Genomic DNA, 13,552 nt, shown 5'->3' on the forward strand with positions numbered 1-13,552 from the left:
GATATAATCGTATCGGCAGTCGTGTTACCAGGACGCAGGCACAGTAGACATAAATCGCTGGCTCGCCTCTCGGGAGGTGTGTCCCCCAAGGCTCGCGGGCCGTTGTTGGTCCATCGGTCCCTGCAGGGCATCATCGCCGTCATCTTCGTCGTCGGCCTCGCACTCGGAAGTGTCGCCGTCCTCGTCAACGCGGCGCTGGCACTCGGTGCGACGCTGTTGCCGGCAGTCCTCCGGCGTGACTACGACATCCGCCTCTCGACGGGACTGACGGTGTGGATTACCAGTGCGGTGACGCTTCACACCGTGGGGATGATTGCGCTGTACGAGCAGGTCTGGTGGTGGGACCACCTGACACACTTCGTGTCGGCGGCGCTGGTCGCGAGTGTCGGCTACGCGGTGACGACCACGTTAGACGAACACTCCGCGGCGATTCACATTCCGGAGCCGTTCCTGGCGGTGTACATTCTCCTCTTTACCATCGCAGCGGGCGTCGTCTGGGAACTCTCCGAGATGGTCGGCCGCGAACTGTCCCGGACCTACAGCCTTGAAGCCATCCTCGTCGTCTACGGTATAGAAGACACGATGCTCGATTTGGTGTTCGACATGGTCGGGGCCGTCGTCGTCGCCGTAGTCGGTGGTGAGAAACTGCGCGACCTGGTGCAACTCCCGAGAGCGTGGCAACGTCGCGAGCAGTGAGCGTTTCGACACCGTTTTGCGCACGCCTCGCCGAAGCGAGTGTATGAACGGCGGCAGTGGCGACATGACGCTCGCGTTCGACCTCGAGGCGCTGAAACAGCTGGCGCGCCCGGACGTCGTCTTCAACGACGCACGCCAGTGGAGCGAGTACGTCGGCGTCATCTCGGAGAAACCGACCTACGTCGTGACGAACTTCACGCGCAAACACCGCATCCGTCAGGACTTCTTCTCCGGGCCACGCGGGCGCGAGGAGAGCCTCGACAACGTCAAAGAGCAGTTCGGGACGGACCGGCACGTCTACGTCGGGACCGGCGAAGACGACGAGGCCGTCGCCGACGCGAGCGACTGGGAGTATCTCTCCGTCGAGGACGCCGCCGACGCCGCCGAGTGGGAACTGGGCGAACCCGAAAGCGAAGTCGAATCCGCCGACCAGACGCGCGACGACTGGCCCTAACATCCGGTCGGTTTCGCGGTCTTTATCCACCCGAGCGCACTATCGTGAGCAATGGCACAGCCTGGTGTCCCCGGTGGGCCGAGCGAGCAACTGGACCTCCCCTGTGGGGAGACCATCCACACCCACGACCTCGATTTGGGGGTGCGGGAGTTCGAGTGTGACTGTGGCGACCGCCACGCTGTCGTGATGGACCTCCACCCACTGGGTCGGTTCGTCCCCGAGTTTCTGGTCGACGTGCTCCGACAGACCATCGAGACCGACGACGAGTTCGAGGAGTTCACGACCGCTCACATGATGGGGATGGTCACCGAGGAGTTTCCCGACCAACTCGTCAGCGCCGACAGTTCTGAGGACGGACAGGTGGGATACGCGCTGGTGTGGGTCAGCGACTTCGGGGCGCGTCGCCTCCACGAAATCGTCGTCGAACTGGTCATCGAGTTGATGGAACACGCCGTCAGCCACGCCGACGACGACAGCGCACTCTCGGAGTTCGAGGGGTACATGAACGACTTCGACGTCGACGAGTTCGTCGAGGAGTACCGCGAGGAGCGGGAGTTCGAATCCGAGCACGACTCGGCGGTGTAAACGACAGGACATATGCGCCGGTAGCCCCGAGAGAGTGCACACGAGATGTCATTCGACATAGCCCAGACCCTCCGGAGCGGTGCCGAGCGAGCGACAGCGCGGAACGGACTCCTCGCGTTTGGCTTGCTCTTTGCCTTCCGACTCGTGGACGCAGTCGTCAACGACTCGTTTACCGAGCGGTTTTTCGTCGACGTCCTCGAGTACGAATTGATACTCGCCGACCTGCGGGCACAGGCCAACCAGCCGATTCAGGACCCCCTCGTCGGTGAGTTTCCGTTTGCCGTCATCGACCTGCCGGTGTCGGTGCTGGGCGCGCTGGCACTGACCTTGTTCGTCGTCGGCGTCGTCGTCCGGATAGGCATCATTCGCACGTTTACGAGCGAGGAAACGGAGTCGCTCCCGACCGAGAACTTCACCCGACGGCTGGTGTGGACGCTGCTCAACCTCATCATCGGCGCCATCATGTACTTCGTCGCGGTCGCCGTCGGATTCGTCCTGTTTGTCGTCCCCGGCATCTACATCGCCGTGGCGCTGTTTTTCTACAACTACGAGATCATCGTCGCCGAGAAAGGCGTCATCGACGCGTTCTCGGGCAGTCTGGACCTCACGGCGAACAATCGGCTCCCGCTGTTCCTGCTTGGACTCATCTTCGTGGTTCTCGGCGCTGTCGCCAGCAACCTCGTCGGCGTCGCCCTGCCGGGAACCACCGTCGCCGGCGCGACCGTCCAGACGCTGTCCAACGCCGCCGTGGCAGTCTTTGGCATCGCCGTCGCCGCGCAGGCGTACACCCAACTCCGGTCGCGCCAGCAGGAGCCACGCGTCGAGTAAAGCCCAGAGCGGAATCTACATCGCACAGGCCCACTTGGCGAGAATCTGTCAGCCCAGCGTATGACAGTCGGTCACACGTCCGCGATGGTCCGCCGTCCGTCGATTATCACTGAATCGGCGTCTGACGCGCGTCTGACGGCGTTTAATGGGGATGTAGGTCCTAGACGCGTGTATGGCCATACGTCACGGCGAGTTCGAGCGCATCCGGTCGGTGCTCGAGCGTGCCGATGCCGACGAGCCCCTGACGGCACGCGAGATTCTGCGTGTCCTCGAAGAGCACGGCGAGGACTTCGACAGCGCCCACCGCGTCGCGACGGTACTGGGTCGTCGCGAGGAAACCGGCGACATCGAGGTCATCCGTGACCAGCCGTACCGCTACCGGGTCGTCTCCGGGAACAACTGACCGACCCGCGGCGACACCCCCGAGTGGCTACTCATTGTCTCCGAACGAACCACCACCTCGTGGTCTCCTGCCGGTGTCGAGACCGTGTCGTGGCAGGCCACCCCGTGGTACGTAGGCTCAATACGATATTCGAAATTCGGTTACGAGTTTCGTACTCTATCGCCGGGCTTATTACGATGTGCCGGCTTCGACCGGGTAATGAAGGACGAAGACCGGACGATACTGCTTATCGGGAGTGGACCGATACAGATAGGCCAGGCGGCCGAATTCGACTACTCCGGCGCGCAGGCGTGTCGCGCGCTCCAGGAAGAGGGTGCCCGAGTCGTGCTGGTCAATTCCAACCCGGCGACTATCATGACCGACCCGGAGATGGCCGACGAGGTGTACATCGAACCCATCAACACCGAAGCCATCAGCGAGATTATCCGGAAGGAAAACCCCGACGGCGTGATTGCCGGCCTCGGTGGCCAGACCGGTCTGAACGTCACTGCCGAACTCGCCGAAGAGGGCGTCCTCGACGAGTACGACGTGGACGTGATGGGGACGCCACTGGACACCATCTACGCGACGGAGGACCGCGACCAGTTCCGCCAGCGCATGGAGTCTATCGACGAGCCGGTCCCCGAATCCGTCACCATCGAGAGCATGGACGATATCGAGGACGCCGTCGAGCAGGTCGGCGGCCTTCCGGTCATCATGCGGACGACCTACACGCTCGGCGGTGCCGGGTCGGGCGTCATCGACGACATGGACGAACTCACCGAGGCCGTCCGGAAGGGACTGAACCTCTCCCGGGACAACCGCGTGATGATTACCGAGTCCATCGACGGCTGGATCGAACTGGAGTACGAGGTCATGCGGGACGCCGACGATTCCTGTATCATCATCTGTAACATGGAGAACCTGGACCCGATGGGGATTCACACCGGCGAATCCGTCGTCGTCACCCCAAGTCAGGTCATCCCCGACGAGGGCCACCAGGAGATGCGCGACACCGCGCTGAAGGTGATTCGTGAACTGGGCATCCAGGGTGGCTGTAACATCCAGTTCGCGTGGCGCGACGACGGCACACCCGGCGGCCAGTACCGCGTCGTCGAGGTCAACCCCCGCGTCTCCCGGTCGTCCGCGCTGGCCTCGAAGGCGACTGGCTACCCGATTGCCCGTGTCACCGCGAAGGTGGCACTCGGCAAGCGCCTCCACGAGATCGAAAACGAGATTACCGGCCAGACCACCGCCGCCTTCGAGCCGGCAATCGACTACATCGTGACGAAGGTGCCCCGCTGGCCCAAAGACAAGTTCCGCGACGTGGAGTTCGAACTCGGGCCGGCGATGAAATCGACCGGCGAGGCGATGGCCATCGGCCGGACCTTCGAGGAGTCACTGCTGAAGGCGCTCAGAAGCTCCGAATACGACCCGGCCGTCGACTGGTCGGAGGTCGACGACGACGAACTCGAAGACCAGTGGCTCGAACGCCCGACACCTGACCGCCCGTACGCCATCTTCGAGGCGTTCGAACGCGGCTACACCGTCGAGGAAATCAACGACCTCACCGAGATTCGGGAGTGGTACCTCGAACGCTACGAGCGCATCGCCGACGCCGCCGTCGCCGCCGCAGAGGGTGACTTCGAGACGGCCGCCTCCAGTGGCTTTACCGACCACGAAATCACCGCACTGGCCGGTGGCGACTTCGACGACACCCACGCCTCCTGGCTCCCGGACCGCCTGCTCGACGAACGCGGCGCAGTCGAGGGCGACGAAGTACCGCCACAGACCGACGGTGGCGTCGAGAGCGAGGCGACGGACGCGTCCTCGGAGCCTCGGTCCGACGGTGGCACCGCGGCAACCGTCGACACTGTCGACGAGGCGACGGTCGACCGCGACTTCAAACTGGTCGACACCTGTGCCGGCGAGTTCGCCGCGACGACGCCGTACTACTACTCTACGCGTGACCCCGTTTCGGAGTTGCACCGCGACGAACTCCGCGTCGACCGCGACATCGAGAGCGTCGTCGTCGTCGGCGGTGGTCCCATCCGCATCGGGCAGGGCGTGGAGTTCGACTACTGTTCGGTCCACGCCGTCAACGCCCTCCAGGAGATGGGCATCGACGCACACGTCATCAACAACAACCCCGAAACGGTCTCGACTGACTACGACACCTCCGACGGCCTCTTCTTCGAGCCGGTTACCGCCGAGGAGGTCGCAGACGTCGTCGAGTCGGTCAACGCCGACGGCGTGATGGTCCAGTTCGGTGGGCAGACCTCCGTCGACGTGGGCGACCCACTGGAGACGGAACTGGCGCGCCGTGACCTCGACTGTGAGATTATGGGAACCTCCGTCGACGCGATGGACCTCGCGGAGGACCGCAACCGGTTCAACAAACTGATGGACGAACTCGGTATCTCCCAGGCCGAGGGTGGCACTGCCACCAGCGAGGCGGAAGCCCTCGAACTCGCCCACGACATCGGCTATCCCGTGCTCGTCCGTCCGTCCTACGTCCTCGGTGGGCGTGCGATGGAAGTCGTCTACAACGACGACGACCTGAAGACCTACATCGAGGAGGCCGTCCGCGTGAGTCCGGACAAGCCGATTCTCGTCGACGAGTTCCTCGCCGACGCCGTGGAACTGGACGTCGACGCCGTTTCGGACGGCGAGAACGTCCTCATCGGCGGCGTGATGGAACACATCGAAACTGCCGGGGTCCACTCCGGGGACTCGGCGTGTATGATTCCGCCACGCTCGCTCGGCCGTGACGTGAACCGCCGCGTGCGCGAAGTCGTCGAGGACATCGCGACCGCACTCGACACCGTCGGTCTGCTGAACGTCCAACTCGCTGTCCGTGACGGCGAAGTGTTCGTCCTGGAGGCGAACCCACGCTCCTCGCGAACGGTACCGTTCGTCTCGAAGGCGACGGGCGTTCCGATTGCCAAAGTGGCCGCGAAGGTCATGGCGGGCGCCACGCTCGAAGAGCTGGACTACGAAGAGCAGATTCCCGAGCAGGTCAGCGTGAAGGAAGTCGTCCTGCCGTTCGACCGCCTGCCGGGGTCGGACCCGCGTCTCGGTCCGGAGATGAAATCCACCGGCGAAGTGATGGGCACGGCCGACTCCTTTGGCAAGGCCTACCAGAAAGCCCAGATGAGCGTCGGCAAGGCGATTCCGCTGGACGGAACCGCCATCGTCGATATGCCCGTCGCCGGCTTCGAGGAGTTCTTCGACGTCCAGACGCTGGACGACTACGAGGACGAAGCGGCCATCAAGGAAGCGCTTCACGCGGGCGATATCGACCTCGTACTCTCGCGGAACCGCGACGTTCTCGAAGTCTGCGTCGAGGAGAGCATTACCTACTTCTCGACCATCGAGAGCGCCCAGGCCGCACTGGAGGCTATCCGTCACTCCGACGAGCCACTCGACGTGGAGTCGGTCGGCGACCGTCCGAAACTCCAGGAGTACTGGGGCCAGCCCAAGGAACGCGAAGACCTCCGCAGCCAGATTGCGACGCTGCGCGACATCGCGAGCGAGGGCTACCTCGACGCACTTGCCGGCGAAGAAAGCGAAGACGTGGTTGCGGCACTCGACACCGTCCTCGGAACCATCGACAGTTCCGTGCTCCTGCTTGGCTCTGCCCCGGACGACGAACTCGCAGGGCTCGAAGCACGCCTGGACGACTTCGGGTACAACGCCAACGTCGCTGCGGCCCTGCCCGGCGAGGGCGACGACACCACCGCGACGTACATGATGCTCTCGAAGTTCTCCATCCTCGTCGACCGCGACCCGTCGACGCGCCTGACGGAAGTCGAGACGGCGAAAGCACACAACGACATCCTCGCCCGTCTGGTCCCGGCCGACGTCGAACGCCAGGAGACCCACCTGCTTGGCGGCCACGAGGCAGAGGACGCCGACCACATCCGGTCGTTCGAGTTCGAGGACAGCCCCGACGAAGTGCTCGACGACGCTATCGAGTGGGCCGAAGACGTCGTCGAACGCCGCGAATCGGGCCAGTAGGCGTCCGTCGGCGACAGTCCGGCGACCGTACTAACGGACCGATTTTTTCACGACGCGTCGATACAACCGAAACCGGCGACAGTCAGAGTTCGCTCTGGACGTCGAGTGCGTTCATCTCGTCGACCTCGCCGCTGGTTTCCTGACTCTTCGTCGTTTGCGCTTCGAGACCCGGATTCTGAGAACGCCACAGGCTGCCAGAAAGATAGTTTGTGAATCAGTCAGGCGGAAAACGCGCCGAGTTACTTACTCTTCGGCCAGCGCGAGCACGTCGTCGAAGAAGTCGAGCGAGTCGTTCGGCCCGGGGTTGGCTTCGGGGTGGTACTGGCGGGTGATGATGCCCAGTTCGTCGTTTTCCAGTCCTTCGGGCGTGTCGTCGTTGACGTTGACCTGCGTGATGTCGAGTTTGTCACCGGGGTCTGCGACGGTGTAGCCGTGGTTCTGTGTCGTCATCACGACGCGGTCGGTCCGCAGGTCACGCACCGGCTGGTTGACGCCGCGGTGACCGAACTCCATTTTCGTGGTTCGCCCGCCCAGCGCGTTGGCGACGACCTGCTGGCCGAGACAGATCCCTGCGAGTGGTACCTCGCCGACGTACTCTTCGACGATGGCGCCGGCCTGCTCGAAGTTCTCGGGGTCGCCGGGACCGTTGGAGATAAAGAGGAGGTCCGGGTCGATAGCCTCGATGTCGTCTTCGGTGGCATCGTAGGGCAGTTGGTGGACGACGGCGTCGCGCTCGACCAGCGATGATGCAATCGAGCCCTTCGCACCGCAGTCGACCAGCGCGACCGTCTTGCCGTCGCCGTCCTCGTTGCTGACGGTGTGTTCGTCGACGGAGACCTGTTTGCCGATGTCGACGTGGTCGGACATGTGCTTGCACTCGTGAAGTTCGGCGATTGCGTCCTCCTCGGTGGCGTCGGGGCCAGCGGCGATACCACACTTCATCGCGCCCTCGTCGCGGATTTCGGTGACGATGTCGCGGGAGTCGAGGTGGTCGACGGCGGGTACACCTTCGGATTCGAGCCACTCGGCCACGTCGTCGGTGAGTTCGCGGGCGACGACGGCGTTGGGCTGGACCTGGTCGGACTCGAAGCGCTCCTCTCGGACGCCGTAGTTGCCGATGAGCGGATAGGAGAAGGTCAGAACCTGTTCGGCATAGCTGGGGTCGGTGAGACTCTCCTCGTAGCCCGTGTAGGCTGTCGTGAAGACGATTTCACCGCGCGCGATTCCTGGCGAGCGAGCGCGCGCCTCGATGATGCGTTCACCCTCGATAGCGACGTAGGCGTCTGTCATTACGAGATACGTACGAAATGTCCGTTGATAAGGGTTGCTTTCGAAGGTGAGTTACGAAATTCGTAGCGTTGAAGTGTGGACCCGACGAAGGCACATATCTCGATGGACGACCTCGACCGGCAGATACTGGACGTGTTGCGCCGGGACGCCAGAACGCCGTATACGGAGATTGCAGACCGCATCGGGACCTCGGAGGGTACCGTACGCAACCGCGTCGACCAGCTCATCGATGACGGCGTCATCGAGCGGTTTACCGTCTCCACGCAGACGGGCAACGTCAAGGCGATGGTCGAAATCGGAATCGACGTCAACGCCAAGACGGAGGGGCTGACAGACCGCCTGGCCAGCTGGGACGAGGTCGATTTCGTCTGGCACGTCTCCGGCGAGGAGGACATCGTGCTCGTCATCGACGCCGCCGACACGTCGAGTCTGAACGACCTCATCACGCAGGCCCGGGAGTTGCAAGAGGTGGAGTCGACGAAGACGAGGTTAATCCTCGACGAGTGGCTCGGGTAATCGACAGCGGCGTGACCACCGCCGACAATCGAAGCCGGTTTGAATAGGGTCACCGTTGTGACGAGTAATGAGTGCGGACGACGAAGTCCACGAGAACGCAGGACAGGACGTTATCGCCGTCGACGCCGACGACAACGAACAGGGTCTGGTCAACCGGCTGGACGCCCACACGGGCGAAGGCATCCGCCACCGGGCTTTCACCACACTGTTGTTCGACGAGGGCGGCCACATTCTGCTGGCACAGCGCAGCCCCGGCAAGCGCCTGTGGGACACCCACTGGGACGGCACCGTCGCCTCCCACCCCGTCGAGGGCCAGACCCAAATCGAAGCGGCCACCGAGCGACTGGAGGAGGAACTCGGCATCACGCCCGACCAGTACGACGACATGGAGGTCACCGACCGCTTCGAGTACAAACGCTACTACGAGAACGCCGGTGTCGAACACGAAGTCTGTGCCGTGCTGAAGGCCACCCTTTCTGACACCCGGCTCGAACCGGACCCCGAAGAAGTCGGCGGCGTCATGTGGGTTCCCTACGAGCGGCTGTACCACAATCCCAAGTGGTACCGCCAGCTCCGACTCTGCCCCTGGTTCGAGATTGCGATGCGGCGCGACTTCGAGTAGCGACTTCTTTTTTCGAGCTCGCGGGCAGTCTGTGGCCTGTTCTACTCGCGTGCGTCAGCCGTCTGACCAGCCTCGCTCTGGGCGCGCGGGAGACGGACGCTGACGGTCGTGCCCGCCGGCGTCGTCTGGAAGGAAAGGGAGCCGCCGTTGTGCTCGACGACCCAGTTTGCCAGCCACAGCCCGACGCCGCTTGCGTGTTCCAGCGGTGTTTCCCGGCCCTCCGCGAGCGCTCGATACTCCTGTTCCTCGATTCCCGGGCCGTTGTCGCTGACGGTGACGACGACAGTGGCATCGTCGCTGGCGCGCTCGTCGACTGCGAGGGCGACCCGAGGAGTGTCACTGTCGTTGTGTTCGATGGCGTTGACGACGAGTTCCTCGAAGGCGACGGGCAGCGTCGGGCCGGCCTCGACGAGAAGAGGGGCAGGAAAGGCGAGGTCGATGTCGGCGTCGGGATAGTTCCGGCTGGTTCGGTCGAGGTCGGCTGCGAGGTGGTCGGCGAGGTCGAGTGTCCCGTCGGTGTCGGTGTCGAACAGCCGGGAGAGGCGGCCGACCTTCTCACTGCGTTCGACGACCGTATCGAGAGCCTGGATAGCGGTCCGGAGGCGAGCGCGGGTGTGTTCGTCTTCGATATCGTCGCGTGCGAGGTCGACGTTCCCGCGGACGACGTTCAGTTCGTTGCGGACGTTGTGCCGGAGGAGCCGATTGAGCACGTCCAGTTGCTGTTCGCGACGGCGCTGGTCGGTCACCTCGCGGAGGCTCACCAGCCGACCAGAGAGCGTCCCGTAGGCCCGCGAAATCGAGGAGACCTGGATGTCGTAGTAGCGGACCGACCCGCCGGTGTCGAATCGCAACAGCGACTGCCCGGAGTCGATTGCGTCGGCGAGCGACGGCAGCGCGGTCCCGAGCGACTGACCGAGATGCGACGATTCGGTCGCATCGAGGAGTTGCTCGCCTGCCGGGTTGGTCTCGATGATGCGGTCGTCCTCGTCGAGGATGTAGAGACAGTCGTCGAGTTCGGTCAGGACCACCTCCCGGCCGAGTTCCCGAACCGCCGGTGCAATCTGGAGCAGTCGGGTACGGAACATCGCACCGGCGAGGACGACCCCGCTCAGGACGTACGTGAGTCCGCTGGGGTCGATACCGGCTGGAAGCAACTCGAAGATGTACAGCGCGTTCCCGGCCATCGAAATCGTGATTGCGAACAAAAGCGCAGTGCTCTGACTCCGATAGAGCTGGTTCGATGCCAGTACCATCCGGAAGAGCAGGACTGCGCCAGCGGTGACAAGCAGATACGAGTAGACCTGATGGCCCCAGAACGCCAGGCCAAACTCGAGGACGAGCGTGGTGTACTCCCCGAGGACGACCTGACTGGCGTCGGTCCAGACGAGCCCGTGGCCGGTGTTTGTCCAGACGAGAAAGACGAACACGGCGGGTTCGACCAGCAACAGGCCGAGCCGGGAGCGGCTCAACCACTGTTCACGGCCGGTGTACTCGAGGACGACGGCCAGCCAGGCGATCGGAACGATAGTCGAGAAGGTAAACCCGACCTGCGTCCAGAACCGGAGGGACCCGACGCCCGCCGTGGCGATGGCCAGCCCCTCCGCGACGGCCCAGAAACTCGCCGCGGCGACGAGAATCGTGAGCGGTCGCGCGCCCGGCTGGTCGCCCTGCAGCCAGGCAAAAAAGCCGACGCCCATCCCGACGACGGCCGCGAGCAACACTATCGGGAGATAGAACAGCTCTGCCATCGCCTCTCACCCGCTCCAACGGGACACTCGTTTAAATATTCCAGTCCCGGCGTGGTCGCCCTGTGAGTGGCTGTTCATGACGAGCGCGCGCGGACGGCAGCCCAGACGGCCACCACACCGAGCAGGAAGGCAGGAATCAGCGGCAAGACGAGATAGGCGTCCCGGAGTGTCAGGCCAATCGAACGCACGAGCGACTGGGCCTCCGGGAGATAGAGCAGGGCAATCGGAACGACGAGGAAGGCAAAGACGATGACGCCGACGAGCAGCCAGCCGTGCCAGCCGAAGTTGCCGTCGGTCGGTCGCGCCTGCGTCGGCGGCGAGGACCGGGGCTGGTGGACGTACCCCTCGTCGCTGCTCTCGCTGTCGTCATCGTCGTCGGGTGCATCCGAGGCCGTCACCCCGTTGCCTGTCATTGGTCTATGTCGCTGCCACTGTCGCAAAACGCTGTCGTTCTCGAAAACTACACGAACCGCCTGCTGTGGGGCGCTGCCCGCTACAGTTCGCTGTCGGGGATGACGACGACTTTCCCGAAGCCTTCCCGCTCCTCGATAATCTCGTGGGCGCGGTCGGCCTCGCTCATCGGCAGCGTCTCCCGGATGCGGGGCTCGAACTCGCCGTCCCAGACCAGTTCGAGCACGTCGTCGACTTCGCCGGGCGTGCCCATCGTCGAGCCGTAAATCTCCAGTTGATTCCAGAAGATGTTGTTGATGTCCGTCTCGGGGTCGCCGCCCGTGGTCGCACCGCAGGTGACGACGCGGCCGCCCTTCGCGAGACTGTCTAGAGAGTCTTGCCACGTCGCCTTGCCGATGTGGTCGACGACCACATCGACGCCGCGCTCGTCGGTCGCCTCGTCGATGGCCTCGGCGAAGTCGTTCTCGTCGTAGTTGATAGTGTGGTCCGCGCCGATGTCCGCGGCGTATTCGAGTTTCTCGTCGGTACTGGCGGTGGCGTACACCTCGGCACCGAGGTAATCGGCAATCTGGACCGCGGCGTGACCGACGCCACCGCTGGCGCCGAGAACGAGAATCGACTCGCCGGGCTGGAGGTCCGCACGCGTGACGAGCATCCGCCAGGCCGTCTGGAAGACGAGCGGCGCCGCGGCCGCGACCTCCCAGTCGACGCCCTCCGGTACCGGGACGAGATTCTCGGCGGGCACCGCCGCCAGTTCGCTGTGGACGCCGCGGACGTGTTCGCCGAGAATCTGGAAGTCCTCACAGAGGGTCGGGTCGCCGTCCCGGCAGAACTCACAGTGGCCACACGCCAGTCCCGCAGAGACCGCGACACGGTCGCCGGGTTCGAGTCGCTCGACGTCGTCGCCGACTTCCTCGACAACACCCGCGGCGTCGCTGCCGGGGATGTGGGGCATCTCCAGGTCGAGTCGCTGGAGCGCGCCCAGCCCCATCCGTGTGAACACGTCGAGGTGGTTCAGCGCGCCGGCTTTGACGTCGACGAGCACCTCGTCGCGGTCGATATCCGGGTCGTCGAAGTCGCCGTATTCGAGCACGTCTCTGCGGCCGTGTTCCGAAAATTGGACTGCTTTCATACACGAGTAATCAAGCGGCCCTGAAAAAACAATGGTGGTACAACGTTCGTCTGCCGGTACATCGACAGTCGACGAACGATTCCGGAGCGCCAGGGTCGAACTTTTAGCCCGTGAGACCCCACTCCGGCGTATGGTCGACTTCCAGTCACGGGACACGAGCAGGGGATACGGGGACGAGGACGAGACTGAGGACGACGACGATACCACGGAGACCGAGCCAGAAGAAGAGACGAAACCGGACGAAGAGGCCACGACAGAAGAAGAGATAGAAACGGACGAAGAGACCGTGACAGAAGAGGCGACGACAGCGGCATCGGCGGAGGTCGAATCAGCAGCGGCCGCGTCTGCGGACGAGACAGCGGCGTTCGGCCCGGAAACACTTCCCTACGCGGTCGTGACGGTCGGCAGCGAGCGAACCGTCGAGGAGGACGCCACCGGAGAGGTGGTCGTCGACGCCGTCGAGCACGCCGGCGACGCCGTCGCGACCCGGGAGCTCATCGGCTCTGAGTACGACAGCGTCCAGAGTACGGTCGGCACACTCGCTCGTCGCAAAGACGTCTCGGCAATCGTCACCGTCGGCGGGACGGGCGTCTCGCCCGACGACGTGACCATCGACGCCGTCGAACCACTGTTCGACAAACACCTCCCGGGCTTTGGAGAGTTGTACCGCGTACTCTCCCACGACTTCGATGGAACGGCGGTCGTTCGCACGCGAGCGACGGCCGGCATCGTCGACGGCGTTCCGGTGTTCTGTCTCCCGGGTGATACCGAACGCGCGCGGCGGGGCGTCGAACAAATCGTCCTCGAAGAGGCCGAGGCGCTCGCCGAAGAAGCACGCGATGAAGAGCCGTCGGAGAAAAGTTAGGAC

The 13,552-nt window shown here is 64.0% G+C and carries 13 protein-coding genes; 9 read left to right on the top strand and 4 right to left on the bottom strand.

The window, feature by feature from the left end:
- Nucleotides 1-78: 78 nt before the first annotated feature.
- The 6 genes from QYL91_RS00665 (at nt 79) to carB (ending at nt 6,965) form a co-directional block, all read left to right on the top strand.
- Nucleotides 79-696: a DUF2238 domain-containing protein gene (locus QYL91_RS00665; protein ID WP_302081463.1), complete on the top strand. Its 618-nt coding sequence runs from the start codon at nt 79-81 to the stop codon at nt 694-696.
- 43 nt (nt 697-739) lie between these two features.
- Entirely contained in the window at nt 740-1,150 is a 411-nt protein-coding gene (locus QYL91_RS00670) for a DUF7124 domain-containing protein (protein ID WP_302081464.1), read from the top strand.
- Nucleotides 1,151-1,201: 51 nt separating this feature from the next.
- Entirely contained in the window at nt 1,202-1,735 is a 534-nt protein-coding gene (locus tag QYL91_RS00675; RefSeq protein ID WP_302081465.1) for a DUF5815 family protein, read from the top strand.
- A gap of 45 nt (nt 1,736-1,780) precedes the next feature.
- Complete coding sequence (locus QYL91_RS00680; RefSeq protein WP_302081466.1) at nt 1,781-2,563, top strand: DUF7847 domain-containing protein; 783 nt, start codon at nt 1,781-1,783, stop codon at nt 2,561-2,563.
- 172 nt (nt 2,564-2,735) lie between these two features.
- Nucleotides 2,736-2,966: a hypothetical protein gene (locus tag QYL91_RS00685; protein WP_302081467.1), complete on the top strand. Its 231-nt coding sequence runs from the start codon at nt 2,736-2,738 to the stop codon at nt 2,964-2,966.
- 198 nt (nt 2,967-3,164) lie between these two features.
- Nucleotides 3,165-6,965 carry a carbamoyl-phosphate synthase large subunit gene (gene carB, locus QYL91_RS00690; RefSeq protein WP_417750570.1) on the top strand — a complete coding sequence of 1,267 codons (3,801 nt, stop codon included), beginning with the start codon at nt 3,165-3,167 and terminating at the stop codon, nt 6,963-6,965.
- A 243-nt stretch (nt 6,966-7,208) separates the two neighbouring features.
- Here carB and carA read toward each other — a convergent pair whose 3' ends face one another.
- Nucleotides 7,209-8,255, bottom strand: a complete 1,047-nt coding sequence (carA, locus tag QYL91_RS00695) for a glutamine-hydrolyzing carbamoyl-phosphate synthase small subunit (protein ID WP_302081468.1) — start codon at nt 8,253-8,255, stop codon at nt 7,209-7,211.
- Between the two features lie 102 nt (nt 8,256-8,357).
- On the opposite strand from carA, the gene QYL91_RS00700 reads away from it, so the two are divergent.
- Both QYL91_RS00700 and QYL91_RS00705 read left to right on the top strand, forming a co-directional pair.
- Nucleotides 8,358-8,771, top strand: coding sequence for an Lrp/AsnC family transcriptional regulator (locus tag QYL91_RS00700; protein ID WP_302081469.1), 414 nt, complete (start codon nt 8,358-8,360; stop codon nt 8,769-8,771).
- Between the two features lie 67 nt (nt 8,772-8,838).
- Complete coding sequence (locus tag QYL91_RS00705; protein ID WP_302081470.1) at nt 8,839-9,393, top strand: isopentenyl-diphosphate Delta-isomerase; 555 nt, start codon at nt 8,839-8,841, stop codon at nt 9,391-9,393.
- Between the two features lie 41 nt (nt 9,394-9,434).
- Here QYL91_RS00705 and QYL91_RS00710 read toward each other — a convergent pair whose 3' ends face one another.
- From QYL91_RS00710 to QYL91_RS00720, 3 genes are all read right to left on the bottom strand, one after another.
- A complete protein-coding gene (locus QYL91_RS00710) occupies nt 9,435-11,141 on the bottom strand; it encodes a sensor histidine kinase (RefSeq protein ID WP_302081471.1) in 1,707 nt (568 codons plus the stop codon).
- A 74-nt stretch (nt 11,142-11,215) separates the two neighbouring features.
- Nucleotides 11,216-11,554 carry a DUF7977 family protein gene (locus QYL91_RS00715; protein WP_302081472.1) on the bottom strand — a complete coding sequence of 113 codons (339 nt, stop codon included), beginning with the start codon at nt 11,552-11,554 and terminating at the stop codon, nt 11,216-11,218.
- Nucleotides 11,555-11,634: 80 nt separating this feature from the next.
- Nucleotides 11,635-12,684, bottom strand: a complete 1,050-nt coding sequence (locus tag QYL91_RS00720) for a zinc-binding dehydrogenase (protein ID WP_302081473.1) — start codon at nt 12,682-12,684, stop codon at nt 11,635-11,637.
- Nucleotides 12,685-12,814: 130 nt separating this feature from the next.
- Here QYL91_RS00720 and QYL91_RS00725 point away from each other — a divergent pair, with 130 nt between their 5' ends.
- Nucleotides 12,815-13,549 (top strand): MogA/MoaB family molybdenum cofactor biosynthesis protein, encoded by a 735-nt coding sequence (locus QYL91_RS00725; protein WP_302081474.1) that lies wholly within the window; start codon nt 12,815-12,817, stop codon nt 13,547-13,549.
- Nucleotides 13,550-13,552 lie beyond the last annotated feature (3 nt).

Origin of the sequence: Salinibaculum rarum (genome assembly GCF_030505615.1) — an archaeon.
Classification (GTDB): Archaea; Halobacteriota; Halobacteria; order Halobacteriales; family Haloarculaceae; genus Salinibaculum; species Salinibaculum rarum.

Coding starts and splice junctions, on each gene's coding strand:
- QYL91_RS00670 (WP_302081464.1), top strand. CDS start 740: ATGAACGGCGGCAGTGGCGACATGACGCTCGCGTTCGACCTCGAGGCG.
- QYL91_RS00675 (WP_302081465.1), top strand. CDS start 1,202: ATGGCACAGCCTGGTGTCCCCGGTGGGCCGAGCGAGCAACTGGACCTC.
- QYL91_RS00680 (WP_302081466.1), top strand. CDS start 1,781: ATGTCATTCGACATAGCCCAGACCCTCCGGAGCGGTGCCGAGCGAGCG.
- QYL91_RS00685 (WP_302081467.1), top strand. CDS start 2,736: ATGGCCATACGTCACGGCGAGTTCGAGCGCATCCGGTCGGTGCTCGAG.
- carB (WP_417750570.1), top strand. CDS start 3,165: ATGAAGGACGAAGACCGGACGATACTGCTTATCGGGAGTGGACCGATA.
- carA (WP_302081468.1), bottom strand. CDS start 8,255: ATGACAGACGCCTACGTCGCTATCGAGGGTGAACGCATCATCGAGGCG.
- QYL91_RS00700 (WP_302081469.1), top strand. CDS start 8,358: ATGGACGACCTCGACCGGCAGATACTGGACGTGTTGCGCCGGGACGCC.
- QYL91_RS00705 (WP_302081470.1), top strand. CDS start 8,839: ATGAGTGCGGACGACGAAGTCCACGAGAACGCAGGACAGGACGTTATC.
- QYL91_RS00710 (WP_302081471.1), bottom strand. CDS start 11,141: ATGGCAGAGCTGTTCTATCTCCCGATAGTGTTGCTCGCGGCCGTCGTC.
- QYL91_RS00715 (WP_302081472.1), bottom strand. CDS start 11,554: ATGACAGGCAACGGGGTGACGGCCTCGGATGCACCCGACGACGATGAC.
- QYL91_RS00720 (WP_302081473.1), bottom strand. CDS start 12,684: ATGAAAGCAGTCCAATTTTCGGAACACGGCCGCAGAGACGTGCTCGAA.
- QYL91_RS00725 (WP_302081474.1), top strand. CDS start 12,815: ATGGTCGACTTCCAGTCACGGGACACGAGCAGGGGATACGGGGACGAG.